Source organism: Salinarimonas rosea DSM 21201, from assembly GCF_000429045.1.
GTDB classification, from domain to species: domain Bacteria; phylum Pseudomonadota; class Alphaproteobacteria; order Rhizobiales; family Beijerinckiaceae; genus Salinarimonas; species Salinarimonas rosea.
On the sequence record NZ_AUBC01000017.1, the window covers coordinates 73,864 to 98,951 of the forward strand.

General features: G+C 71.8%; 24 protein-coding genes. 15 read left to right on the forward strand and 9 right to left on the reverse strand.

What is annotated here, in order from left to right:
- Positions 1 to 34: 34 nt before the first annotated feature.
- Complete coding sequence (gene argS, locus G407_RS0114430; protein ID WP_029031373.1) at positions 35 to 1,795, reverse strand: arginine--tRNA ligase; 1,761 nt, start codon at positions 1,793 to 1,795, stop codon at positions 35 to 37.
- A 291-nt stretch (positions 1,796 to 2,086) separates the two neighbouring features.
- Between argS and glyS the strand changes: the two genes are divergently transcribed.
- Both glyS and ppdK read left to right on the forward strand, forming a co-directional pair.
- A complete protein-coding gene (gene glyS, locus G407_RS0114435) occupies positions 2,087 to 4,336 on the forward strand; it encodes a glycine--tRNA ligase subunit beta (RefSeq protein WP_029031374.1) in 2,250 nt (749 codons plus the stop codon).
- A 255-nt stretch (positions 4,337 to 4,591) separates the two neighbouring features.
- Entirely contained in the window at positions 4,592 to 7,270 is a 2,679-nt protein-coding gene (gene ppdK, locus G407_RS0114440; RefSeq protein ID WP_029031375.1) for a pyruvate, phosphate dikinase, read from the forward strand.
- 36 nt (positions 7,271 to 7,306) lie between these two features.
- On the opposite strand, the gene G407_RS31225 is transcribed toward ppdK, so the two are convergent.
- Together G407_RS31225 and G407_RS27840 are read right to left on the reverse strand one after the other, a co-directional pair.
- Positions 7,307 to 7,636, reverse strand: a complete 330-nt coding sequence (locus G407_RS31225; RefSeq protein WP_084327540.1) for an excalibur calcium-binding domain-containing protein — start codon at positions 7,634 to 7,636, stop codon at positions 7,307 to 7,309.
- A 67-nt stretch (positions 7,637 to 7,703) separates the two neighbouring features.
- Positions 7,704 to 8,438, reverse strand: coding sequence for an HAD hydrolase-like protein (locus tag G407_RS27840; RefSeq protein ID WP_052341393.1), 735 nt, complete (start codon positions 8,436 to 8,438; stop codon positions 7,704 to 7,706).
- Positions 8,439 to 8,588: 150 nt separating this feature from the next.
- Between G407_RS27840 and G407_RS0114455 the strand changes: the two genes are divergently transcribed.
- Positions 8,589 to 9,119, forward strand: coding sequence for a VOC family protein (locus tag G407_RS0114455; RefSeq protein ID WP_084327541.1), 531 nt, complete (start codon positions 8,589 to 8,591; stop codon positions 9,117 to 9,119).
- A 31-nt stretch (positions 9,120 to 9,150) separates the two neighbouring features.
- Here G407_RS0114455 and G407_RS27845 read toward each other — a convergent pair whose 3' ends face one another.
- Complete coding sequence (locus tag G407_RS27845; RefSeq protein ID WP_052341394.1) at positions 9,151 to 9,909, reverse strand: alpha/beta fold hydrolase; 759 nt, start codon at positions 9,907 to 9,909, stop codon at positions 9,151 to 9,153.
- A 311-nt stretch (positions 9,910 to 10,220) separates the two neighbouring features.
- Here G407_RS27845 and G407_RS0114465 point away from each other — a divergent pair, with 311 nt between their 5' ends.
- The 11 genes from G407_RS0114465 (at position 10,221) to G407_RS30560 (ending at position 18,860) form a co-directional block, all read left to right on the forward strand.
- Positions 10,221 to 11,387, forward strand: a complete 1,167-nt coding sequence (locus G407_RS0114465) for a cysteine desulfurase family protein (protein WP_029031378.1) — start codon at positions 10,221 to 10,223, stop codon at positions 11,385 to 11,387.
- Positions 11,388 to 11,449: 62 nt separating this feature from the next.
- The gene (gene sufB, locus G407_RS0114470; RefSeq protein WP_029031379.1) at positions 11,450 to 12,922 is read left to right on the forward strand and encodes a Fe-S cluster assembly protein SufB; all 1,473 of its coding nucleotides are present in this window, start codon (positions 11,450 to 11,452) and stop codon (positions 12,920 to 12,922) included.
- Positions 12,923 to 13,035: 113 nt separating this feature from the next.
- Positions 13,036 to 13,788, forward strand: coding sequence for a Fe-S cluster assembly ATPase SufC (sufC, locus tag G407_RS0114475; RefSeq protein ID WP_029031380.1), 753 nt, complete (start codon positions 13,036 to 13,038; stop codon positions 13,786 to 13,788).
- Positions 13,788 to 15,092, forward strand: a complete 1,305-nt coding sequence (sufD, locus tag G407_RS0114480; protein ID WP_029031381.1) for a Fe-S cluster assembly protein SufD — start codon at positions 13,788 to 13,790, stop codon at positions 15,090 to 15,092. Before sufC ends, sufD begins: the two co-directional genes overlap by 1 nt.
- 53 nt (positions 15,093 to 15,145) lie before the next feature.
- A complete protein-coding gene (locus G407_RS0114485) occupies positions 15,146 to 16,399 on the forward strand; it encodes a cysteine desulfurase (RefSeq protein ID WP_029031382.1) in 1,254 nt (417 codons plus the stop codon).
- Between the two features lie 18 nt (positions 16,400 to 16,417).
- A complete protein-coding gene (locus tag G407_RS0114490) occupies positions 16,418 to 16,819 on the forward strand; it encodes an SUF system Fe-S cluster assembly protein (protein WP_029031383.1) in 402 nt (133 codons plus the stop codon).
- Between the two features lie 104 nt (positions 16,820 to 16,923).
- Positions 16,924 to 17,253, forward strand: coding sequence for a hypothetical protein (locus tag G407_RS0114495; RefSeq protein ID WP_029031384.1), 330 nt, complete (start codon positions 16,924 to 16,926; stop codon positions 17,251 to 17,253).
- A 12-nt stretch (positions 17,254 to 17,265) separates the two neighbouring features.
- Positions 17,266 to 17,598 (forward strand): type II toxin-antitoxin system RelE/ParE family toxin, encoded by a 333-nt coding sequence (locus G407_RS0114500; protein ID WP_029031385.1) that lies wholly within the window; start codon positions 17,266 to 17,268, stop codon positions 17,596 to 17,598.
- Between the two features lie 107 nt (positions 17,599 to 17,705).
- Positions 17,706 to 18,095, forward strand: a complete 390-nt coding sequence (gene sufA, locus G407_RS0114505) for a Fe-S cluster assembly scaffold SufA (RefSeq protein ID WP_029031386.1) — start codon at positions 17,706 to 17,708, stop codon at positions 18,093 to 18,095.
- A gap of 16 nt (positions 18,096 to 18,111) precedes the next feature.
- Positions 18,112 to 18,474: a TfoX/Sxy family protein gene (locus tag G407_RS0114510; protein ID WP_029031387.1), complete on the forward strand. Its 363-nt coding sequence runs from the start codon at positions 18,112 to 18,114 to the stop codon at positions 18,472 to 18,474.
- Positions 18,471 to 18,860, forward strand: coding sequence for a hypothetical protein (locus G407_RS30560; protein WP_052341395.1), 390 nt, complete (start codon positions 18,471 to 18,473; stop codon positions 18,858 to 18,860). Before G407_RS0114510 ends, G407_RS30560 begins: the two co-directional genes overlap by 4 nt.
- 7 nt (positions 18,861 to 18,867) lie before the next feature.
- Here the strand turns inward: G407_RS30560 and xth are convergent, their stop codons facing one another.
- Complete coding sequence (gene xth, locus G407_RS0114520; protein ID WP_029031388.1) at positions 18,868 to 19,650, reverse strand: exodeoxyribonuclease III; 783 nt, start codon at positions 19,648 to 19,650, stop codon at positions 18,868 to 18,870.
- Between the two features lie 191 nt (positions 19,651 to 19,841).
- On the opposite strand from xth, the gene G407_RS27855 reads away from it, so the two are divergent.
- The gene (locus G407_RS27855; RefSeq protein WP_043539848.1) at positions 19,842 to 20,636 is read left to right on the forward strand and encodes a ceramidase domain-containing protein; all 795 of its coding nucleotides are present in this window, start codon (positions 19,842 to 19,844) and stop codon (positions 20,634 to 20,636) included.
- A 51-nt stretch (positions 20,637 to 20,687) separates the two neighbouring features.
- Here G407_RS27855 and G407_RS0114530 read toward each other — a convergent pair whose 3' ends face one another.
- From G407_RS0114530 to G407_RS30565, 4 genes are all read right to left on the reverse strand, one after another.
- The gene (locus G407_RS0114530; protein WP_029031389.1) at positions 20,688 to 21,308 is read right to left on the reverse strand and encodes a YdeI/OmpD-associated family protein; all 621 of its coding nucleotides are present in this window, start codon (positions 21,306 to 21,308) and stop codon (positions 20,688 to 20,690) included.
- Between the two features lie 67 nt (positions 21,309 to 21,375).
- Positions 21,376 to 22,560 carry a pyridoxal phosphate-dependent aminotransferase gene (locus G407_RS0114535; RefSeq protein WP_029031390.1) on the reverse strand — a complete coding sequence of 395 codons (1,185 nt, stop codon included), beginning with the start codon at positions 22,558 to 22,560 and terminating at the stop codon, positions 21,376 to 21,378.
- Positions 22,561 to 22,659: 99 nt separating this feature from the next.
- Positions 22,660 to 23,874: a cell wall hydrolase gene (locus tag G407_RS0114540; protein WP_052341396.1), complete on the reverse strand. Its 1,215-nt coding sequence runs from the start codon at positions 23,872 to 23,874 to the stop codon at positions 22,660 to 22,662.
- 419 nt (positions 23,875 to 24,293) lie between these two features.
- Entirely contained in the window at positions 24,294 to 25,061 is a 768-nt protein-coding gene (locus tag G407_RS30565) for a hypothetical protein (RefSeq protein WP_052341397.1), read from the reverse strand.
- Positions 25,062 to 25,088: the final 27 nt, after the last annotated feature.

A 25,088-nucleotide genomic window follows, 5' to 3' on the forward strand; every position in this document is an offset into this window, starting at 1 on the left:
CAGCCTCGCACGCCTCGCGGCGGACGCGACGCGCTCAGCGCATCTCGTCCGGGGCCGCGACGCCCAGTATGGAAAGTCCGGAGGCGATCACGCAACGTACGGCGTGCGCCAGCGCGAGCCGCGCCTCGGTGGACTTTCGGTCGGCTTGATTAACAAACCGTAATTGCGGCAAGTCTTTGCCCTTGCTCCACAATTGATGCAGCGCGGCGGCGAGGTCGTAGAGGTAGAACGCCACCCGGTGCGGCTCGTGCGCGGAGGCGGCCTGCTCGATCGTGCGCGGGAACAGCGCGATCCGCCGCAGGAGATCGAGCTCCGCCTCGTCGGAGAGGAGCGCGAGATCGGCCCGGGCCAGCGCCTGCGGCCCGAAATCGACGCCGGGCATCTGCTCCGCCGCCTGACGGAAGATCGAGGCGCAGCGCGCGTGCGCGTACTGCACGTAGAAGACCGGGTTGTCCTTCGACTGCTCCACGACCTTGGCGAGGTCGAAGTCGAGCGGCGCGTCGTTCTTGCGCATCAGCATCATGAAGCGCACGGCGTCGCGGCCGACCTCGTCCACCACCTCACGCAACGTCACGAAGTCCCCGGCGCGCTTCGACATCTTCACCGGCTCGCCGGCGCGAAGCAGCTTCACCAGCTGGCAGAGCTTGACGTCGAGCGCCCCCTCCCCGCCCGTGACCGCCGCCACCGCCGCCTTCATGCGCTTGACGTAGCCGCCGTGGTCGGCGCCCCAGACGTCGATCATCTCGGAGAAGCCGCGCAGGTACTTCGAGCGGTGGTAGGCGATGTCGGCGGCGAAGTAGGTGTAGGAGCCGTCCGACTTCAGCAGCGCCCGGTCCGTGTCGTCGCCGAACTGCGTCGCCCGGAACAGCGTCTGCTCGCGGTCCTCCCACTCCTCGTCCCTGGCACCCTTGGGCGGCTCGAGCCGGCCCTCGTAGATCAGGCCGCGCGCGCGCAGGTCGGCGATGGCGGAATCGATGTCGTCGACGTCGCCGGTCGCGAGCGAGCGCTCGGAGAAGAACACGTCGTGCACGATGTCGAGCGCGGCGAGGTCGGCGCGGATCATCGCCATCATCTCGTCGATGGCGGTGTCGCGCACGATCGGAAGCCAGGTCTCCTCGTCCTGCTCGAGCAGGCCCGGCCCGTGGATCTCCTCCAGCGCCTTCCCGACGGGGACGAGGTAGTCCCCCGGGTAGAGCCCCTCGGGGATCGAGCCGATGTCCTCGCCGAGCGCCTCGCGGTAGCGCAGGTAGGCGGAGCGGGCGAGCACGTCGACCTGGGCGCCGGCGTCGTTGATGTAGTACTCGCGCGTCACGTCGCGCCCGACGAAGGCGAGCAGGTTGGCGAGCGCGTCGCCGAACACGGCGCCGCGGCCGTGGCCGACGTGGAGCGGGCCGGTTGGATTGGCCGAGACGTACTCGACGTTGACCTTCGCGCCGTCCGGCGCGCCGCCGCGCGCGTAGCCGGTGCCCGCCCGCACCGCCGCGCGCAGGACGTCGTGCAGCACGGAGGGCGCGAGGCGCAGGTTGATGAAGCCGGGGCCGGCGATCTCGACCTCGGCGACACGCGGGTCCCGGCGCAGGTCGGCGGCGATCGCGTCGGCGAGGTCGCGCGGCTTCGTGCCGGCATCCTTGGCGAGCACCATGGCGGCGTTGGTGGCGAGGTCGCCGTGGGCGGGGTCGCGCGGCGGCTCCACCACGGCCCGGGCGAGGTCGAGCCCCTCGGGCAGGGTGCCGGCCTGCACGAGCCGATGCAGCGCCTCGGCGACGCGGGCCTCGAAGAGGGCGAAGAGGTTCATGCTGGACCCGTCCGTTCGGCGCCGGCACGGCCGGCCGGCGCGGGATCGTCTCGTTCTCGTGCGCGGGGTTTAGGACGGAACGCGGCGGGGGGGAAGGGGGTGGCGCGGGTGTGGGAGTCCAGGCGGGACGATCTCCCTTCCTGGAGGGGAAAGAGAAGGAGCCGCGGCCCCTCCCCGCCCGTCCCCGCGCCAGCCGGGGCTTGCGTCCCGACGCCGGCCCCTCTATCCGCGGAGCGTCCCTCGAATGCCCTCGCACGTCGCCGATAGGCCCCCTCCCGAAGGCCCCGCCCCATGCCCGACCTCCTGCTCGAGCTCTTCTCCGAGGAAATCCCCGCGCGCATGCAGCGCAAGGCGGCGGACGACCTGCGCCGGCTCGTCACCGACGCGCTGGTGGAGCGCGGCTTCCTCTACGAGGGCGCGAAGGCCTTCCACGGGCCGCGGCGCATCGCGCTGCACGTGGCGGGGCTGCCGGCCAAGGGGCAGGACGTGCGCGAGGAGCGCAAGGGGCCGCGGGTCGGCGCGCCGGAGAAGGCGCTCGAGGGCTTCGTGAAGGGCGCGGGCCTCGCCTCGATCGACGAGGCCAAGATCGAGAGCGACCCGAAGAAGGGCGACTTCTACGTCGCCGTGATCGAGCGCCCCGGCCGGCCGACGCCGGACGTGCTGGCCGAGATCCTGCCCGACATCGTGCGCAGGTTCCCCTGGCCCAAGGCGATGCGCTGGGGCGCGGCCTCGGCCGAGCCCGGCTCGCTGACCTGGATCCGCCCTCTGCGCGCCATCGTCTGCACCTTCGGGCCGGAGACCGAGGAGCCGGAGGTCGTGCGCTTCCGTGTCGGCGAGATCGAGAGCGGGGACACGACCTACGGCCACCGCTTCCACGCGCCCGCCGCCATCCGCGTGCGCCGGCTCGACGACTGGGCCTCGAAGCTCGCCCGGGCCAGGGTGCGGGTCGACGCCGACGAGCGCAAGGACGTCATTCTCCACGACGCCCGCGACCTCGCTTTCGCGCGGGGCCTGGCGCTCGTGGAGGACGAGGCGCTGCTCGAGGAGGTGGCGGGGCTGGTCGAATGGCCAGTGGTGATGATCGGCGCTTTCGAGGACCGCTTCCTCGACATCCCGGCCGAGGCCATCCGCGCGACGATCCGCGCCAACCAGAAGTGCTTCGTGCTGCGCGACCGGGAGACGGGGGCGCTCGCCCCCGCCTTCGTGCTCGTCGCCAACATCGAGGCGACGGACGGCGGCGCGGCCATCGTCGCCGGCAACGAGCGGGTGGTGCGCGCGCGGCTGTCCGACGCCAAGTTCTTCTTCGAGACGGACAAGGCGACGACGCTCGAGGCGCGGCTCCCCAAGCTCGAGACGATCGTCTTCCACGACCGGCTCGGAACCGTGGCCGAGCGGGTGGCGCGGATCGCGGCGCTCGCCGAGGCGCTGGCGCCGGTCGTCGACGCCGATCCGGCGCTGGCGAAGCGGGCGGCGGAGCTGTCGAAGGCCGATCTCGTCACCGAGATGGTGGGCGAGTTCCCCGAGCTGCAGGGCCTGATGGGCCGCACCTACGCCGCGCTCCAGGGCGAGGACCCGGCCGTCGCCGCGGCGCTCGAGGAGCACTACAAGCCCCTCGGCCCGTCCGACCGGGTGCCCACCGCGCCGGTGTCGGTGGCGGTGGCGCTCGCCGACAAGCTCGATCTGCTCGCGGGCTTCTGGGCGATCGACGAGAAACCGACGGGCTCGCGCGATCCGTTCGGGCTCAGGCGGGCGGCGCTGGGGGTGGTGCGGCTGGTGCTGGAGAATGCGCTGCGCGTCTCGTTGCGGTGGCAGCTCGAGGATGCATTGGCTCGCATCGAGAGCCAGCTCGCCATCAAGATTGCGGCCGGGGAGCTTTCTCGCGCCGAGGAGGCCATCGACGAGGGCCTTTTCACGCGTGACACGGCAATGGACGACTTCATTGGCCGCATGCGAATCCGCATGCCGGACATCGCGCTCGCAAGCGCCTCCCGTCTGGCCACAAGTATTGCGGACCTCCTCGCCTTCTTCGCCGACCGCCTGAAGGTCCACCTCCGCGAGGAGGGCCTGCGCCACGATCTCATCGACGCGGTGTTCGCCCTCCCCGGCCAGGACGACCTCCTGATGATCGTCGAGCGGGTGACGGCGCTCGACGCGTTCCTGAAGACCGACGACGGCGCGAACCTGCTCGCCGGGCACCGGCGCGCGGCGAACATCCTGCGCATCGAGGAGAAGAAGGACGGCGTTGCCTACGACGCCGCGCCGGACGCGGCCCTCGTCGCCGCCCGCGGCGAGCCCGCGGAGCAGGCACTCCTCGCGGCGCTCGCGAGCGCCGAGGCGGAGGCGTCCGCGGCGGTGGCGGCGGAGGACTTCGCCGGCGCCATGCGCGCGCTCTCGCGCCTGCGCGCGCCGGTGGACGCGTTCTTCGACGACGTCACCGTGAACGCGGACGACCCGGAGCTGCGCGCCAACCGCCTGCGCCTCCTCGCCGGCCTGCGCCGGGCGACGCTGGCGGTCGCCGATTTCTCGCAGATCCAGGGCTGACACGGGCGGCGGCTCGGGCGATCCGCGCGTCTCGGCGCCGCCTCGTCCCGGCACACTCCGGCACGGCTCCCTGCGCCGGGAGAGCGGCGCGCCCGCGCGCCGCGACGTGCCCCGCTGCTGCATCCCCCGCGTGCAGCATCGCGCCTACCCTCCCCGCTCGGCGCAGAGCCGCTGCGCACCGCGCCCGTTTGGCAAATCCCCGCCGGGGGGCTATGGCTGTGGCGCGTTTTTCCAATCACGCGATCGAGGTGGACGATGACGAAATGGGTCTACACCTTCGGCGACGGCAAGGCCGAGGGCGAGGCGGCGATGCGCGACCTGCTCGGCGGCAAGGGCGCCAACCTCGCCGAGATGTCGAACCTGGGGCTCCCGGTTCCGCCCGGCTTCACCATCACGACCGGGGTGTGCACCTATTTCTACGACCACGACCGCACCTATCCGCCGGAGCTCGAGGACGCCGTGAACGCGGCGCTCGCCGAGGTGGGCCGCATCGCCGGGCGCACCTTCGGCGACGCGAAGACGCCGCTCCTCGTGTCCGTGCGTTCGGGCGCCCGCGCCTCGATGCCCGGCATGATGGACACCGTCCTCAACCTCGGGCTGAACGACGCCACCGTCGATGCGCTGGCCGAGGACGCCGGCGACGCGCGCTTCGCCTACGACAGCTACCGCCGCTTCATCACCATGTACTCCAACGTGGTGCTCGGCCTCGAGCACCACGATTTCGAGGATGCGCTGGAGAGCTACAAGGAGCGCAAGGGCTACGAGCTCGACACGGACCTCTCGGCTGAGGACTGGAAGAGCCTGATCGAGCGCTTCAAGGCCATCGTCCGGGAGAAGCTCGGCGCGCCCTTCCCGCAGGATCCGCGCGACCAGCTCTGGGGCGCCGTCGGCGCCGTGTTCGGCTCCTGGATGAACCCGCGCGCGAAGAAGTACCGCGAGCTCCACGCCATCCCGGCGAGCTGGGGCACGGCGGTGAACGTGCAGGCGATGGTGTTCGGCAACATGGGCGACACGTCGGCCACCGGCGTCGCCTTCACCCGCAACCCCTCGACGGGCGAGAAGCGCCTCTACGGCGAGTTCCTGGTCAACGCCCAGGGCGAGGACGTGGTCGCCGGCATCCGCACGCCCCAGGACATCACCGAGGCGGCGCGCCGCGAGTCCGGCGCCGACAAGCCGTCGATGGAAACGGTGATGCCGCAGGCCTATGCCGAGCTGGTCGCGATCTGCGATCGGCTCGAGGCGCACTACCGCGACATGCAGGACCTCGAGTTCACCATCGAGAAGGGCAAGCTCTGGATGCTCCAGACGCGCAACGGCAAGCGCACGGCGCGCGCTGCCCTGAAGATCGCCTGCGACCTCGTCGAGGAGGGCGTGATCGCGCAGCAGGAAGCGATCGGCCGCGTCGAGCCACAGGCGCTCGACCAGCTGCTCCATCCGACGATCGACCCCAAGGCCGAGCGCGACCTCCTCGCCACCGGCCTGCCCGCCTCTCCCGGCGCGGCGTCGGGCGAGATCGTGTTCACCTCGGAAGCCGCCGAGGCCGCCCGGAAGGCCGGGCGCAAGTGCATCCTGGTGCGCGTCGAGACCTCGCCGGAAGACATCCACGGGATGCACGCCGCCGAGGCGATCCTCACCACCCGCGGCGGCATGACCTCGCACGCGGCGGTCGTCGCCCGCGGCATGGGCAAGCCCTGCGTCTCCGGCGCGGGCTCGATCCGCGTCGACGCCAAGGCGAAGACGCTGACGGTGGCCGGCCGCACGCTCGGCGAGGGCGACATCGTCACGGTCGACGGCGGCGCGGGCCAGGTGCTCGTCGGCGAGGTGGCGATGCTGCAGCCGGAGCTGTCCGGCGACTTCGCCAAGCTGATGGTCTGGGCCGACGGCGTGCGCCGCCTCAAGGTGCGCGCCAACGCCGAGACGCCCCTCGATGCCCGCACCGCGCGCAATTTCGGCGCGGAGGGCATCGGCCTGTGCCGCACCGAGCACATGTTCTTCGAGGGCGACCGCATCGTCGCGGTGCGCGAGATGATCCTCGCCGACGACGCGGAGGGCCGCCGCGCCGCGCTCGCCAAGCTCCTGCCGATGCAGCGCGCGGACTTCGTCGAGCTGTTCACGATCATGAAGGGCCTGCCCGTCACGATCCGCCTGCTCGACCCGCCGCTGCACGAGTTCCTGCCGCATACCGACGAGGAGCTCGCCGAGGTGGCGAAGGCGATCGGCGCGTCCCCGGACAAGCTCAAGCGTCGCGCCGCCGAGCTCTCCGAGGCCAACCCGATGCTCGGCTTCCGCGGCGTTCGCCTCGCCGTCGCCTATCCCGAGATCGCCGAGATGCAGGCGCGCGCCATCTTCGAGGCGGCAGTGAAGGCGGCGAAGGACACCGGCGCGCCGGTCACCCCCGAGGTGATGGTGCCGCTCGTGATGACGAAGCCCGAGCTCGACCTCGTCAAGGCCCGGATCGACGCCATGGCGAAGTCCGTCATGGAGGAGACCGGCGCGACGTTCGAGTACCAGGTCGGCACCATGATCGAGCTGCCCCGCGCGGCGCTGCGCGCGGCCGAGATCGCCGAGGCCGCGGAGTTCTTCTCCTTCGGCACGAACGACCTCACGCAGACGACGCTCGGCATTTCCCGCGACGACGCGGCCTCCTTCCTCGGGCCCTACGTGCAGAAGGGGCTGATCGAGTTCGACCCCTTCGTTACGCTGGACCAGGAGGGCGTGGGCGAGCTCGTCGCGATGGCGGCCGAGCGCGGGCGGGCGACCCGGCCCGACATCAAGCTCGGCATCTGCGGCGAGCACGGCGGCGACCCGGCCTCGATCCGGTTCTGCGAGGGTCTGCGGCTCGACTACGTCTCGTGCTCCCCCTACCGCGTCCCCATCGCCCGCCTCGCGGCGGCGCAGGCGGCGCTCGCCGGGGAGGCGCGCTCGCTGGCGTGACCTCCGGGGGACGCCGCGCGGACGGGGAGCCTGGCGTCAGCATCCGATCGCGCTGCGGATCTCCTCGACCTGCGCGCGGGAGCGGCAGACGGACTCGCAAGGGATGCCGTCGCCGTCCCCGTCCGCCCGCCGATAGCCGCCGCACCACATCTCCACCGCCTCGCGGCAGGAACGCGCCGAGCGGCAGGTGCGGCGCTGGGCGAGGACGATCGGCGCGCCTTGCGTCGGCACCGACCTGCCCTCCAGCGACGGGATTGGCGTCGAGAGCGCCCGAAAGCCGGGGCTCTCGGCCGCGGCCGCGCCGGCCAGCGCGGCGCCGGCGAGGAGGCCGGCCAGGGCGATTTGGCGGGCGATGCGAGCGGGCATGGGCGATCTCCAGGGCGCAACCTACCTGGAGTTTCGCAACCAAAGCTAAGCGTCACAACGCCGAGATCTACATTCCCGCGATGCGCGTTATGCGCTCGTCCACCCCGCAATCGGGAATCAGCGCCGCCGCGATGTCGGCGACCTCCTCGAAGCGGTGTGCTTCCGGCAGCGCGCGGGCCAGCGCCTCGGGCGTGTTGTAGCCCCAGGCCACGGCACCGAAGGCGAGCCCCGCCTCGCGGGCGGCCTCGCCGTCGCGGATCTCGTCGCCGATGCAGATCACGCGCGCGGGCGCGACCCCGGCGCGCCGTGCCACCGCCCGGAACACCCGTGCCTTGCCGAAGAGCTTGGCGCCACAGGCGAACTGGGAGACGCGCGCGGCCTCCTCCGCCCCCAGCGCGCGGCGCACGGCCGCCTCGCCGTTCGAGCTGACCACCGCCACGGCGACGCCGGCATCGTGGAGCGCCGCGAGCATCTCCCGGACGCCCGCGAACAGCGCGATCTCGCTGCGCGCGGCGCGGGCGTGGACATGGCGCGCGATGGACGGCAGCTTCCAGGCCGGGATGCGCAGGAGCGCCATGATCTCGCGCGCCGAGAGCCCGCGCATGGCATCGAGGTCGAGCGGGCGCGGCAGCGCGATCGCGAAGCGCCCGGCGAGATCGTCGAGCTGGGCGAAGAACCACGGGAGCGTGTCCGCCAGCGTGCCGTCGAAGTCGAAGATCGCGAGGGCGAAGGGCGGCTCGGGCGGTGTGACCGTCGTCCCGGAGCGGATCGGTCGCGCGGCTTCGGCGGTACGCGGCGTCATCACGATCCCTCTTCCGGACCTCTCGGCGGGGCCTTCCGGTGGATTGTGCGTCGCACAAGCCGGCAACGCAACCCGGGACAGCCCGGATGCGCGGAACGCGCTTGCATCCATGCAATTGCCTGCGCGACAAACCGGGAGCATCATCCGCGCATGAGCAACGATCAAACCCCCGCACCCAGCCCCGCTCGCGTCCCTGCGCCGGCCGACGGAGCGATCGCGACCGGCGCACGAATCGGCCACGTGCACTTGAAGGTCGCCGACCTGGAGCGCGCCATCGGCTTCTACCGCGACGTGCTGGGCTTCGCCCTCACCCAGCGTTACGGCCGCGAGGCGGCATTCCTCTCGGCCGGCGGCTACCACCACCACATCGGGCTGAACACCTGGCAGAGCCGCGGCGGGGCGCCGCCGGCGCCGGGAACGACGGGGCTGTTCCACCTCGCGATCCTCTACCCGACGCGTGCGGACCTCGCTGCGGCGCTGCGCCGCGTCCTCGCCGCGGGCGTGCCGCTCGCCGGTGCATCGGACCACGGGGTCAGCGAGGCGATCTACCTCGAGGATCCGGACGGCAACGGCATCGAGCTGTATCGGGACCGCCCGGAGGACGAATGGCCGCGGGACGAGGCGGGCGGGCTCGCGATGACGACCCGCCGGCTCGACCTCGACGACCTGCTCCGGGCCTGAGGCACGCCCCGGGCCCGGGGCGCGACGCGCGTCAGCCCTCGCCGCCCTCGCGCGCCGAGTCGGCCGCGGGGAGCGCGCTCTGCGCGGCCGCCGCCTCGGCCTCCTCGCTCGGCAGGGCCGGAGCCGGCTGGCGCGCGGCCTCCTCGGTCTTGGGACCGACGCGCCCGTCGAGATAGGTGCCCACCGCCTCCATCAGCTCGTCGATGCGGCCGTCGAAGAAGTGGTTCGCGCCCTCGATCACCGCGTGCTCGATCTGGATGCCCTTCTGCGTCTTCACCTTCTCGATGACGCTCATGACCTCCTTGACCGGCGCGACGCGATCCTCCGAGCCGTGCACGAACAGGCCCGAGGACGGGCACGGCGCGAGGAACGTGAAGTCGTAGCGGTTGGCCATCGCGCCGATGGAGACGAAGCCCTCGATCTCCGGACGGCGCATCAGGAGCTGCATGCCGATCCAGGCGCCGAAGGACACCCCCGCGATCCAGCAGGAGCGCGCGTCCGGGTTCACGGACTGCGCCCAGTCGAGGGCCGCCGCGGCGTCGGAGAGCTCGCCCGCGCCGTGGTCGAACGCGCCCTGCGAGCGGCCGACTCCGCGGAAGTTGAAGCGCAGGACCGAGAAGCCGCGCTGCACGAAATCGTAGTAGAGGTTGTAGACGATCTGGTTGTTCATCGTCCCGCCGAATTGCGGGTGCGGGTGCAGCACGATCGCGATCGGCGCGCCCTTCCTCTTGGAGGGCTGGTAGCGGCCCTCGAGCCGGCCGGCGGGGCCGGCGAAAATCACTTCAGGCATGCCTCGTCCTCTCGACACGGGTCGCCACGGCCGCGGCCGCCGGCCCGGAACGCGGTCCCGGCGGATGCGCCCGCCGCCGCGCCGGAAAACGCGTCGGCGAGCCTTGACTTGCCGCGGGATGCTTCCCTAAATCACTCTTAGAATAATTCTAACCGCTTAGAACCGTTCTAAAGAGAGCGTCGCCGGCGTTCCGCTGGGGACCACCGTGATGTGGTCCGCAGGCTGTAGCACGGCAAGCGGGGTGAAGAGCAAGGCTTTCGTCGCGGCGCTCGCGACGGGGCACGACACGGCCGAAGGAGACCGGCACGGGAATGGACCGAGAGGCGCGCACCTATCTCGACTGGAACGCGACCGCTCCCCTGCGGGAGGCGGCGGCGCGCGCGCTGGTCGAGGCGCTCGCGCGCACCGGAAACGCCTCCTCCGTCCACGCCGAGGGCCGCGCGGCCCGCGCCGCGCTGGAGGGCGCCCGCGCCGAGGTCGCGCGGCTCGTGGATGCCCCGGCGGACGCGGTGATCTTCACGAGCGGCGGCACGGAGGCGAACGCGCTCGCGCTCTCGCCGGGTCTCGGCCCGGTCGGCGCGCCGCGGGCCGAGGCGCTGCTCGTCGGTGCGGGCGAGCACCCGTGCGTGCTCGACGGCCATCGCTTCGCGCCCGACGCCGTCGAGCGCATCCCGCTCTCCGCCGACGGCATCGTCGATCTCGGATGGCTCGAGGCGCGGCTCGCCGCACTCGCGCCGCGCCGGGCGATCGTGTCGCTGCAGCTCGCCAACGGCGAGACCGGCGTGATCCAGCCCGTCGCCGAGGCCGCACGCATCGCCCACGCCCACGGTGCCGCGATCCACACCGACGCTGTGCAGGCGCCGGGGCGCATCGCCGTATCGATCCGCGAGCTCGGGGTCGACGCGCTGACGCTGTCGGCCCACAAGCTCGGCGGGCTGCAGGGCGCGGGCGCGCTGGTGCTGGCGTCGAGCGCGGTCGCCGTCGATTCGCTCCTGCGCGGCGGTGGGCAGGAGCGTGGGCATCGCGCCGGGACCGAGAGCGTCCCCGCCGTCGTCGCCTTCGGCGCGGCGGCGCGCGCGGCCCGGGAGGGTCTCGCCGACGAGGGCGCGCGCCTCGCCGCGCTGGGGCGGGCCTTCGCGGCCGCGATCCGCGCGCGGGCGCCGGGCGCCGTGATCTTCGGGGAAGGCGCGCCGCGCCTGCCCAACACGCTTCTCTTCGCCGTCCCGGGCCTGCGGGCCGAGACGGCGCTCATCGCCTTCGATCTCGGCGGCGTCGCGCTCTCCTCGGGCTCGGCCTGCTCGTCGGGCAAGGTCAAGCGCTCGCATGTGCTCGATGCCATGGGCGTCGATCCGGCGCTCGCCGAGGGGGCGCTGCGCGTCTCCTGGGGGTGGGCGACGGACGACGAGGCGGTGATCCGTTTCGCGTCCGTTCTCGAAGACGTAGAGGAAAGACGCGCACGCCGATCTCAGGCGGCGTGAGCGCGTTGGGTACAGTAGCAGAACCGTTCCGCGGTCCTTGAAACCGTGAGAGGAGGGTGACGATGCCGGCAGTTCAGGAGACGATCGATCGCGTCAAGGCCATCGACGTCGATCAGTACAAGTACGGGTTCGAGACGATTCTCGAGGTCGACAAGGCTCCGAAGGGGTTGAGCGAGGACATTATCCGCTTCATCTCGGCGAAGAAGGGCGAGCCGTCCTGGATGCTCGACTGGCGGCTCGACGCCTACAAGCGCTGGCAGACGATGAAGGAGCCCAACTGGGCGCGGGGCTCCTACGACGTGATCGACTACAACGACATCTACTACTACGCCGCGCCGAAGCTGAACGCGGCGCCGAAGTCGCTCGACGAGGTCGATCCCGAGATCCTGAAGGCCTACGAGAAGCTCGGCATCCCGCTGCGCGAGCAGGAGGTGCTCGCCGGCGTCGAGCCCGCGAACCGCGTGGCGGTGGATGCGGTGTTCGACTCGGTGTCGGTCGCGACCACCTTCAAGAAGGAGCTCGCCGAGGCGGGCGTGATCTTCTGCTCGATCTCGGAGGCGATCCGCGAGCATCCCGAGCTGGTGCGCAAGTACCTCGGCACTGTCGTTCCGGTGACGGACAACTTCTTCGCCACGCTGAACGCGGCCGTGTTCACCGACGGGACGTTCGTCTACGTGCCCAAGGGCGTGCGCTGCCCGATGGAGCTGTCGACCTACTTCCGCATCAACGAGAAGAACACCGGCCAGTTCGAGCGCACGCTGATCATCGCCGACGAGGGCTCCTACGTCAGCTACCTCGAGGGCTGCACGGCGCCCCAACGCGACGAGAACCAGCTCCACGCCGCGGTGGTCGAGCTGATCGCGCTCGACGACGCCGAGATCAAGTACTCGACCGTGCAGAACTGGTACCCCGGCGACGCCAACGGCAAGGGCGGCATCTACAACTTCGTGACCAAGCGCGGCGACTGCCGCGGCAAGAACTCGATCATCACCTGGACCCAGGTGGAGACGGGCTCGGCCATCACCTGGAAGTACCCGTCCTGCATCCTGCGCGGCGACGGCTCGCGCGGCGAGTTCTACTCGATCGCGGTGTCGAACGGCATGCAGCAGGTCGACTCGGGCACGAAGATGATCCATCTCGGCAAGAACACGACCAGCCGGATCATCTCGAAGGGCATCTCGGCGGGGCGTTCGGAGAACACCTACCGCGGCCTCGTCTCGGCCCACCGCAAGGCGAGCGGAGCGCGCAACTTCACCAACTGCGACAGCCTGCTCATCGGCGACCAGTGCGGCGCGCACACCGTCCCCTACATCGAGTCGAAGAACGCCTCGGCGGTCTTCGAGCACGAGGCGACCACCTCCAAGATCTCCGAGGACCAGCTGTTCTACTGCATGCAGCGCGGCCTCGACGAGGAGGAGGCCACCGCGCTCATCGTCAACGGCTTCGTCAAGGACGTCATCCAGAAGCTGCCGATGGAATTCGCGGTCGAGGCGCAGAAGCTGATCGCGATCTCGCTCGAGGGCTCGGTGGGCTGATCGCCCGCCACACGACGCACCGGCCCGGATCGGCGACGGGCGCGCGAGGCTCCGGTCTCGCAGCGCCCCGCCGGGCCGTTCACCGACACATCGGAACGTACGGACGTAAAGACATGCTCGAAATCAAGAATCTCGTGGCCGAGATCGAGGGCAAGCGCATCCTCGACGGCCTGTCCCTCACCGTCCACGACGGAGAGACCGCCGCGATCATGGGCCCGAACGGGTCCGGCAAGTCGACGCTCTCCTACATCATCGCCGGCAAGGAGGACTACGAGATCCTCGACGGCGAGATCCTGCTCGACGGCGAGAACATCCTCGAGATGGAGGCCTCCGAGCGCGCCGCGGCCGGCGTGTTCCTCGCCTTCCAGTACCCGCTCGAGATCCCCGGCGTCGCCACGATGACGTTCCTCAAGGCGGCGCTGAACGCCCAGCGCCGCGCCCGCGAGGAGACCGAGCTGACCACGCCCGAGTTCATGAAGGCCGTCCAGGACGCCGCCGCGAAGCTCGAGATCCCCCGCGACATGCTCAAGCGCGCCCTCAACGTCGGCTTCTCCGGCGGCGAGAAGAAGCGCATGGAGATCCTGCAGATGGCGCTGCTCCAGCCGCGCATGTGCATCCTCGACGAGACCGATTCCGGGCTCGACATCGACGCGCTGCGCATCGTCTCGGAGGGCGTCAACGCGCTGAAGTCGGACAAGCGCTCCTTCCTCGTCATCACCCACTACCAGCGGCTCCTGAACTACATCGTGCCGGACACGGTGCACGTGATGGCCAACGGCAAGATCATGCGCTCGGGCGGCAAGGAGCTGGCCGAGGAGCTCGAGGCCAACGGCTACGCCGACTACAAGGCCCAGGAGGCCGCGTGATGGCCGAGGTCGCCACCCTGAAGACGCCCGCGGAGACGGCGCTCGCCGATCTCTTCGCGCGCTCGAAGAGCCTGCTCCCCGGCGACGCGCGCTCGCGCGAGGACGCCTTCCACCGCTTCGCGGAGAAGGGCCTGCCCCACCGCCGCGTCGAGGAGTGGAAGTACACCGACCTGCGCGCGCTGATGCGCGAGATCGCGCCGCTCGCGGAGAAGCCGTCGGAGGCCGGCGTCGCGCGGGCGCTCTCGGTCGAGAGCGTCTTCGCCGCCGCCGAGCCGGCGACGATCGCCTTCGTCGACGGCCACCTCGCGACGGCGGACGCGATGCCCGCCGGCGTCACCGCCGTGCCGCTGGCGGTCGCGCTGGCGCAGGGGCATCCGCTGCTGTCGAAGCTCGGCGCGGTCTCGGACGCCGAGGGCAACGCGGCCTACGCGCTGAACGCGGCCTTCATGACGGACGGCGTGGTGCTGCACGTCACCGGCGCGGTCGACCGGCGCGTCGCGCTGCGCTTCGTCACGGCGGGCGCGCAGCCGGTGGCCACCGCCACGCGGGTCCTCGTCGTGGTGGAGCCCGGTGCGGCGATCTCGCTGCTCGAGACCCACGAGAGCCCGCACGGCGTGGCGCATCAGCCCAACTCCGTCGTCGAGTTCGTCGTCGGTGACCGGGCGAAGGTCGCGCACGTCCGGCTGAACGCCAACGGCGACAAGGCGCTGGCGCTCTCGACCCTGACCGCGCATCTCGGAGGCGAGGTCGCGTTCGGCAGCCGCAACGTCGTCGCCGGTTCCGCGGTGTCGCGCCACCAGGTCTGGATGACCTTCGCGGGTGCCGATTCGCGCGGCGCGGTGCGCGGCGCGACGATGCTCTCGGGCGATCAGCACGCCGACACGACGCTCGTCGTCAACCACAAGGCGACGGGCTGCGAGAGCCGCGAGCTGTTCAAGCACGCCATCGACGGGCGCGGCACGGGCGTGTTCCAGGGCCGCATCAACGTCGCGCGCGGCGCGCAGAAGACCGACGGCCAGATGATGTCGGCGGCCGTCCTCCTCTCGGAGGAGGGCACGATGAACAACAAGCCCGAGCTCGAGATCTTCGCCGACGACGTGCAGTGCGCCCACGGCGCCACCTGCGGCGAGCTCGACGACGACCTCCTGTTCTACCTCATGGCGCGCGGCCTGCCGCGGCCGGAGGCGGAGGCGCTGCTCATCGAGTCCTTCCTGGGCGAGGCCGTCGAGGAGGGCCTCGACGACGAGGTCGTCGGCGAGGCGCTGATGGGCGTCGTCGAGGCCTGGCTCGCGGCGCGCGGCTGACACCCCTCACCCCAGCCCCTCTCCCCCACGGGAGAGGGGTCCGGAGGCGAACCATGGACACGAAGACGACCGCCCTCCCCTACGACGTCGAGGCCGTGCGGCGGGACTTCCCGATCCTCTCGCAGCAGGTCTACGGCAAGCCGCTCGTCTACCTCGACAACGCCGCCTCCGCCCAGAAGCCGAAGGCGGTGATCGAGGCGATGTCGCATGCCATGGAGACCGGCTACGCCAACGTCCACCGCGGCCTGCACTACATGGCGAACGTCGCCACCGAGGGCTTCGAGGCGGCGCGCGAGACCGTGCGCGACTTCCTGAACGCCGGCTCCACCGACGAGATCGTCTTCACCCGCAACGCCACCGCCGCCTACAACCTCGTCGCCGACTGCTTCGGGCGCATGGGCGGGGCGCACGGCATCGGCGAGGGCGACGAGATCGTGCTCTCGATCATGGAGCACCACTCGAACATCGTGCCCTGGCACTTCCTGCGCGAGCGCAAGGGCGCCGTGATCAAGTGGGTGCCGGTCTCGGACGAAGGCGAATTCCTGTTCGAGGAATACGAGAAGCTGCTCGGCCCGCGCACCAGGATGGTCGCGATCACCCACATGTCGAACGCGCTCGGCACGGTGACGCCGATGAAGGCGATCATCGAGGCGGCGCACGCCCGCGGCATCCCGGTCCTCGTCGACGGCGCCCAGTCGGCGGTGCACATGACCGTCGACGTCCGGGCGCTCGACGCCGACTTCTTCGTCATGACCGGCCACAAGCTCTACGGCCCGACCGGCATCGGCGTGCTCTACGGCAAGAAGGAATGGTTCGACCGGATGCCGCCCTTCGAGGGCGGCGGCGAGATGATCGAGACGGTGACGACCGACACCGTCACGTACAACGAGCCGCCCCACCGTTTCGAGGCCGGAACGCCGGCGATCCTCGAGGCGATCGGGCTCGGCGCGGCGCTGCGCTACATGACCGCGCTCGGGCGCGAGAACATCGTCGCGCACGAGACGATGCTGCGCGATTACGCGCAGGCGCGGCTCGGAGAGATGAACTCCATCCGCCTGATCGGCCGGGCCCCGGACAAGGGCGCGATCTTCTCCTTCGAGATGAAGGGGGCCCACGCCCACGACGTCGCCACCGTCATCGACCGCCAGGGCGTCGCCGTGCGCGCGGGCACCCACTGCGCCATGCCGCTCTTGCAGCGCTTCGGCGTGACGTCCACATGCCGTGCGTCCTTCGGGCTCTACAACACCCGCGAGGAAGTCGATAAGCTGGTGGACGCGCTGCGCAAGGCCGAGACGCTGTTCGCCTGACGCGAGGAAATCCCCCCGATGAGCGAGACCCCTGTGACGGACACGTCCCAATCCAACGAGCCGCAGGTCGCCACCACCGGCGAGGCGGGCGGTTCCGGCCTGCCTCCGGAGGAGATCGATCGCCTCACCGACGACATCGTCGCGGCGCTCAAGACGGTCTACGATCCCGAGATCCCCGCCGACATCTACGAGCTCGGCTTGATCTACCGCGTCGAGATCTCCGACGAGCGCAAGGTCGCCATCGACATGACGCTCACCTCGCCCGGCTGCCCGGTGGCGGGCGAGATGCCCGGCTGGGTCGAGAACGCGGTCTCCGCCGTGCAGGGCGTCCAGGAGGTCGACGTGCAGATCGTCTTCGATCCGCCGTGGGACCAGAGCCGCATGTCCGACGAGGCCCGCGTCGCCCTCGACATGTGGTGAGCCGAAGTTCGCGCGTGAGATGTATTTTCCGGCGCGATGCGACGGGAGTTGCGTTCGCGTCCATTCTCGCGCATGATCGCTCCGATGCCACGGAGGGGCGGTATATGACCACGCGCATGCCGGGCGGAGGCTTCGGCGAGAGGTCTCAGGCGCCCTTCGACGCGGACGGGTTCGACCTGAGCGATCCGGACCTGCTGGAGGCGCTCGACTGCGTCGCGCAGGAGCCGGGCGCTTCGGGCGGCCACCCGCCCCGGTCGATCGAGGGACGGCGGGCGCAGCTCGCCTACCTCGATGCGCGCATCGAGGAGGGGCTGCGCTCGATCGAGGCCGGCGACGTTCTCGGCGCCGAGGAGTCCACGGCCGTGCTGCAGGCGCTCGCCGAAGGGCGCCCGCCACCCATCCCCGAATGGGTGATCGAGAAGTACGGCACCTGAGCCGAGGTCGCCGTGCAGGTCGGCCGCCTGCTGCTCTCGGCTCCGGCCGCGGCCGATCTCGGGCGCGTGTTCGTGTGGCTCAGCCAGTCGGGAGCGGGCCCGCGGGCGACTGCGCGACTCGCTGCCCTCACCCGCGCACTCCACGACCTCCCGGACGCGCCCTATCGCTGGCCTCTGCATCGAGGCTCGGCGGCGCTGCGCCGGAGATCGGTGCGCGGCGGCTATGTCGTCCTCTATCGCGTGCTGGAGGATCATCCCGCGGCCTCCCCTGGTGAGCCGGTGATCGAGGTCGTGAGCGTCGTCGGCCCCGGCGAGAACCGCGAGCGCCTCAGCGGCGAGCCCTGATCGCGCCTCGGCATTTTCCCGCCCCTCGACCTGCGCCCCTCCCGTGACTATGTTACCGGGGAAACCTCGCGAAGCCTGGGCCTTGAACCCGGTGGGAGAGTGTGCGGATGTTCGGAAACCTCAAGGTCGTGACGCTGACCGATGCGGCGGCGGAGCGCATCAAGACGATCGTCGGCAAGTCCGGCAAGGGCGAGACCGGCAAGCCCGTGGAGGGCCTGCGCGTCGGCGTGAAGAACGGCGGCTGCGCCGGCATGTCCTACGTCATGGACCTCGTCGAGAGCCCCCTGCCGGGGGACGAGGTCGTGGAGGACAAGGGCGCCAAGGTCTTCGTCGACCCCAAGGCGGTGCTGTTCCTGCTCGGTACGCAGATGGACTTCAAGGTCGACAAGCTCTCCGCCCAGTTCGTCTTCAACAACCCCAACCAGACCTCGGCCTGCGGCTGCGGCGAATCGGTCGCGCTCTCGCCGGCGAAGCTAGACGGCGCGGACGCGCACTGAGCGACGGATACGCACGATGGACGAGGCGGCGATCCAGGACCTGTTCGCCGCCGCCCCGGAACTCTCCCCGATCCGCACCCGCCGGATGTTCGGCGGGCTCGGCGTCTATGCGGGCGAGGCGATGTTCGCGCTCGTCGCCTACGGTGAGCTCTACCTGAAGGTCGACGACGAGACGAAGCCCGCCTTCGAGGAAGCCGGCGCGCGGCCCTTCGTCTACGAGGCGAAGGGCGCCCGCTCGGTGATGAGCTACTGGACGCTCCCGGACGCCGCGCAGGACGATCCGGACGAGGCCGCCCGCTGGGGCCGCCTCGCCCTGGCCGCCGCCCGCAGCGCCGCGGCGGCGAAGCGTCCGCGCAAGCCTCGGCGACACGCGTCGTGAGCCGCTCGCTGCTCGACAAGCTCGGCTGGCGCGTCGGCCGTCCGTGGCGCGTCCTCGACATCCCGCCGGCGCTCGCCGAGGTCGTCGTCCCGCCGGGCGAGCCGGCGGCCGCGCCGGACTGGATCCTCGCCTTCGCGGCCGATCGCGCCGCGCTCGCCCGTACCGCGCCCGAGGCCTGCGGCGCCTACCGGCGCGGCGGGCATCTTTGGCTCGCCTATCCCAAGCGCAACGGCCGCATCGCCACCGACCCGACCCGGGACGTCGGCTGGGAGCCGGTCACCGGTGCGGGCTTCCTGCCGGTCTTGCAGGTGGCGCTCGACGAGACCTGGTCGGCCCTGCGCTTCCGGCTGCGCGACGAGATCCCGCGGCTCACCCGCAGGGCGTGAGAGCGTCTCAGGCCTTCAGCCGCACCGTGACGGGCACGTGGTCGGAGGGCTTCTCCTTCGCCCGCTCCTGCTTGTGGATGGTCACGCCCTCGAGCCGGTCCGCGGCCTGGGGCGAGAGCAGGTGGTGGTCGATGCGGATGCCTTTGTCGCGCTGCCAGGCGCCGGCCTGATAGTCCCAGAAGGTGTAGCGCCCCGCCGCCTCGTCGCAGGCGCGCAGGGCATCGGTGAGGCCCAGCGCCAGCAGCTCGCGGAACTTGGCGCGCGTCTGCGGCAGGAATAGCGCGTCCCCTTCCCAGGCCGCCGGATCGGCCGCGTCCCGCGGCTCGGGGATGACGTTGTAGTCGCCGGCGAGCACGAGCGGCTCCTCGAGCCGCATCAGGTCGCGCGCATGCGCGATCAGGCGCTCCATGAAGGCGAGCTTGTAGGGGTACTTCTCGCTTCCCAACGGGTTGCCGTTCGGCAGGTAGATCGAGGCGACACGCACGACGCCGGAGCCGGTCGCGATCACGCCCTCGACGTAGCGCGCCTGGACGTCTCCGTCGTTGCCGGGCAGGCCCTCGCGTACGTCCTCGATCGGGTGCTTCGAGAGCAGCGCCACGCCGTTGAATCCCTTCTGCCCCACCGCAGCAACGTTGTAGCCGGCATCCTCGATCTCGGACTTCGGGAAGGCGTCGAGCGTGGTCTTGAGCTCCTGCAGGCACACGACGTCGGGCGCGTGCTCCTTCAGGAAGTCCAAGAGATGCGCCTGGCGCTGACGGATCGAGTTGACGTTCCAGGTCGTGATGCGCATCGGGGCCTCGGGCGAGCGGTCTTGGCGCGGGAAGCGCGGCGGGAGAGCCCTTGATCGGGCACCCAAGCGGCGATGGCAAGAGCCGGCGGCCGGGCGCCGGCCCGTGCGCGCCGCCTTGCTCGGCCGTGTTGCGCATCCGCCGCGTCCTGCTACTTTCGTCGCAACGAGAACCTCCGGGGGGAGCGATCGCGATGGACGAGACCGGCTGGTGCGCCCCGATCGACCTCTACTGCGAGCGCGCAGGCGTCGGCTTCTGGGCGGAGCCGGTGAACGCCGCCTCGAACGCCGCCTTCCTGGTCGCGGCGCTCGCCGCATTCGCGCTCTGGCGCCGCGCCGGCGCGCAGGACGTCTACGCGCTCGTGCTGATCGGCGTCGTCGCGGCGACGGGGATCGGCTCGTTCCTGTTCCACACCTGGGCGAACCGCTGGTCGCTGCTCGCCGATGTCGTCCCGATCACCCTGTTCATCTACGGCTTCTTCTTCCTCGCCATGCGCCGCTTCCTGCGGCTCGGCGCGCTGTGGGCGGGCGTCGCGACCGGCGCCTTCTTTGCCGCGAGCGTGGCCTTCCCGGCGGCGTGGGGTGCGCTGCTCGGGCCCCAGGCGGACGTGAACGGCTCGGTCTCCTACTTTCCGGCGGCGCTGGCCCTGATCGGCGTCGGCGCCCTCCTCGTCCTGCGGGCGCGCCGGGCGGAGACGGTGCTCGCCAACCGCAAGAACCGCGCCTGGGCCGGCGAGGAGGACGACGACGCGCGCGCCCGCGCCTTCCTCGACAAGGTCGTCGCCCCGCACACCGCCGGCACGGCGCTGCTGCTGGCCGCGGCGACCTTCGCCCTCTCCCTCGTCTTCCGCTCGATCGACGTCGCCGTCTGCGGCTGGCTCCCGCTCGGCACGCACTTCCTCTGGCACGGGCTCAACGCGGTCGTGCTGTTCCTGTGCGTGCGCGCCGCGATCCGGGTGCAACCCGGGCCGGCGGCCGCGGCGGCCTAGGGTCCGGACGCATCGACGCGATCCGACCGACGAGCGACCGACACGGGCCGTTCAGCGCTCCATGGCGCCCTTGCCTGCGATGATCTTCGCACGGAACGTCGCGATGCGCTTCACGCGCGTCTCGGGCTGCTTCGCCGCGTTCAGGTTGATCACGTAGCTCCGGCGACGCCCTGGTGTCAGCGCGTGAAAGGCCTCCGCGAGCTCCGGGTCGGCGTCGAGCGCCTCGGCCAGCTCGTCGGGCAGATCGGGTTCGCCGCGATCCTGCGGAGCCTTCGTTCCCGCTTCGGCATAGGCCATCGCCTCGCCGAGATAGGCACGGACGATCGCCTCCTTCTCCGCGACCTGGCCGTCGGACGTGAACCGCAGCATGTCCGGGTGCCGGGTGTTCGGCCCCTGCCGTTCCAGGACGCCGTGCGGATCCTCCATCAGCGCCGCGTTGAAGAAGCTCAGCCGGAAATCCCCGCGCAGGGCACCGATGATCGCGATGTTGCGGCCGGCATGCATGTAGCACGGGTGGCCCCACTTGACCGTCTCGACGAGACCGGCGGCACGGCAGATGGATCTGAGCCGCAGCAGGCCGGCCTGCCACGACCGCGTGGAGCACGCGGCAGTATCGAACCGCGCGCACCGGCCACACCCTCTGGCGAAATAGTCTTCGACGTCTGTGATCATCGGTACCACCGAAGCATGGTAGCGCGAAGAGGTCGGTCGCTGCGCGGACCGGCGCCGGACGCCGGGACTAGGCCGCCGGCCGCTCCTCGCGCAGGAAGCGCTCCATCCGCCCGAGCGCCGACTCGATCGCGCTCTCGGACGCCGCGTAGGACAGGCGCAGGTAGCCCTCGCCGTACTCGCCGAAGTCCGGCCCGCCGATCGTCGCGACGTGCGCGCGCTCGAGCAGGGCCGAGGCGAGCGCCTTGGCGCCCCAGCCGGTGTCGCGGACGTTCGGGAAGGCGTAGAAGGCGCCCTGCGGCGTCACGCAGGACACGCCCGGCAGCGCGTTCAACCCCTCGACCACGAGGCGGCGGCGACGGTCGAACGCCGCCATCATCTCGGCGACCGCGTCCTGCGGGCCGGTCAGCGCCGCGATGCCGGCGTGCTGGGCCGGGGCGTTCACGCAGGAGAACGAGTTCACCGCGAGCTTGCGCGCCGCCTCGAACAGCCCGTCCGGCCACACCGACCAGCCGAGCCGCCAGCCCGTCATCGCGTAGGTCTTCGACGCGCCGTCGAGGTGGATCAGCCGGTCGCGGATCTCCGGGAACGACAGCAGCGAGACGTGCTCGGCGCCGTCGTAGGTCATCGAGCCGTAGATCTCGTCGGAGAGGATCGCGACCTGCGGATGCGCCGCCAGCCCCGCGACCAGCGCCTCGATCTCGGCGCGCGGCGTGACGCCGCCCGTCGGGTTCGCCGGCGAGTTGAGGATCACGAGCCGGGTCTTCGGGCCGATCAGCGCCAGCATCTCCGCGGCGGAGAAGGCGAAGCCGTTCTCCTCGCGGATGGGGATCGGCACCGGGCGCGCGCCGGTGAAGGCGATCATCGAGCGGTAGATCGGGAAGCCCGGGTCCGGGTAGACGATCTCGGCGCCGGGCTCGCCCAGCATCAGGATCGCCATGAACATGCTGACCTTGCCGCCGGGCACGATCATCACCCGCTCGGGGTCGACGGCGGCGCCCGTGCGGCGCGCGAGGTCGGCGCAGACCGCCTCGCGCAAAGGAAGGATGCCGGTCGCGGGCGTGTAGCCGTGGTGCCCGTCGCGCAGCGCCTTCACGCCCGCCTCGACGACGTGCGCCGGGGTGGCGAAATCCGGCTGCCCGATGCCGAGATTGACCACGTCCGCCCCCGCTCGCGCGAGTGCGGTGGCCCGCGCCAGGACGGCGAAGGCGTTCTCCTCGCCGAGACGGGAGAAGGCGGAGATCGGGGTCGGCATCGGGGCGCTCCGGCGGCGGATGGTCGGGGCGCGGATTGTGCGTGGGTGCGCGGCGGGGTCAAGCGGCTGTGCGTCGCGCGCGTCCCGATCCGCCCGCGCTCACCGCTGCCCCGGCCGCAGCTGGTAGAAGATGTGCCGGCCGATCGTGTCGGCCCGGCGCAGGCGGCTCGCCCAGCGGGGGCGAACGTAATCCGCGTGGTAGTGCGTCGCGTTGCCGACGTCGGCGAGGTAGGTCTCGCCCTCGAGCACGGCGGCCGCGATCCGCCGCGCGCGGTCCCAGGCCGCCGGCTCGGTGATGCGCAGGCTCTTGCCCTCGCAGGTGAAGGTGAACTGGCAGGCGAGGTGCCGGTGGCTGTTCTGGAAGACGACGCCGCAGATCGTGCTGGGGTAGAGGCTCGACTTCACGCGGTTGAGCACGACCTGTGCCACCGCCGCCTGGCCCTCCTCGGGCTCCGAGCGCGCCTCGAAATAGACCGCCTGCTCGAGGCAGCGCCGCTCGCGCGCGAGCTTCGCGGGATCGACGAGATCGAGGAAGCGCGGCGCGCCGGCCATCACGGCGGGCGGCAGCGAGACGGGGGCGGCGGCGACCTCGACGGGCGACCAGGTGCGCGCGGTGGGCGTCGAGGACGCGAGCGAGGCGGCGCGGGCGACGCCGGGGGTGGCGCCCTCGCGCGCCTGCGCGATCCCGCGGGCGAGGCCGCGGCCGGTCGAGCCCTGCGCGGCAGCGGCGGGGGAGAGCGCGGCGGTGGCGATCTCGGTCGCGGTCTCCTCGCGGCGCTCGAACACGCCGGCGGTGACGACGAGGATCGGCATCGCCTCCCCGTGCGCGAGGCGCTCGGCCGGGAAGCGTGCCGCGTCGGGCCCCAGGAGCGACGAGGACTGCGCCTCGAGCGTACGGCCGATGCGCCCGAGCGAGACGGGGACCGCGCCCTCGGCATCGCCCTTGGCAGCCCGGTTGGCGCGCGCGGGGACGTCGCCCTCGGCGACCGGCTTGTCCTGCATGCGCGGGACGTCGCCGTCGCGGGGCGCGGCCGCTCGGGCGGCGAGGCCGTGCGCGGTGAAGCGGATGGCGCTCGCCTCGACCGCCAGGGAGAGGCGCCCGGCGAGATCGGGGGCGGCCGGCGCGACGAGGTGGTCGAGGGCGGCGAGGCGTTCGGCCGGGCGCGGCGTCTCGATCGAGCGGCCGACCTCGATGTTCACGCCGGCGGTGGCGGTGAAGGAGACGAGCAGGCCCGCCCCGAGCGCCCAGGGGGCGGCGGTAGCGCAGACCCAGCGCATCCGGTCGATCTTGCGAGGGCGGCGGCGCAGGCGCACGGTGACAACTCCACGAACGGCCGGCGAGCCGCCCGCCGGCATCCGTGAAGATCGCGCGATCGAGTTGAGGATGAGTTAACCGTGCCGCGAGGCCGTGCCGCGCTGTGGCCGGCGCGCCACGGCGATGGGCCGCCTCATCGCTCCTCCCCCATCGGGGGAGGTGGATCGGCGCCGAAGGCGACGAGACGGAGGGGGGTCGCCGAAGGCGCGCTTCGGCGCAGCCGAAACGGCGGCTGCCGAGTGGGGGACCCCGCCCCTGATCCGCTGCGCGGATCGGCCCCGCCCCAATGGGGCGGGAGCGCGTCCGCCCTCGCGCCCGATACCGCGGCGGAGCCTGTGGCGGCGAGGCGCAACGAAGATGTGTTCGTCGAGCGCCGTGAGCGCCGGTCGGCGGCCGCGGCGACCCGGCACCGGCGTCCTCAGGCCGGCGCCGTCTGCTCCGCAGGCGCATCGGCGGGCGTCCCGGCCAGCGCGCGCGCCTGCGCGACCCAGCTCTCGCGCTCGATGCGCCCGGGAAAGGCGAGGTAGGTGCCGACCCAGCGCACCTGCGCCTCGTCCCAGCCGGCGATCTGGTCGAAGTGGTAGATGCCGAGCGCGTTGAGCTTCTTCTCGTTCGCCGGGCCGATGCCCGCGATGCGCTTGAGATCGTCGGCCGCACCCCGAGGCCCGTCGAGCGCCGGGGGCCGCGAGCCGACACTGTCGGCCTGCGCCGCGGCGGCCGCGGGTGCCGGCACCTGGGCGGCCGGCTCTGCGGAGGGCGCGGCCGCAGGCGCCGGCTCCGCCGGGGCCGGGTCACGAGGCGGCTCCGCGAGCGCCGGCGGCTCCGCGAGCGCGGGCGGCGCAGTCGGCGCTTCCGTGCGCACCGCGTGGAACGGCAGGATCGCGGCGGGCATCCCGGGAGAGCCCGCGCCCTCGGGGCCGGCGAGGACGTAGGAGCCGAGGCGCGCGCCCGTGCCGGCGTGCGCCCCCTCCCCCGCGCTCGCGTTCTCTCGGGAGAGATCGCGCCACATCACGTAGTCGACGACGCCGACGGTGACCGCGCCCATGACCAGGACGAGGAGCCCCGCCCCGAGGTCGCCGAGCCCGGCGACGATGCTGGCCGCGGCCACGTAGGCCAGCATCGCGAAGACCGCGGCAGCGGCACCCTTCGGCAGCTTCCCGCCGCTGTCGACGATGGTCATGATCATGCCCGCGGTCCCCCTCTTCGTGTGCCC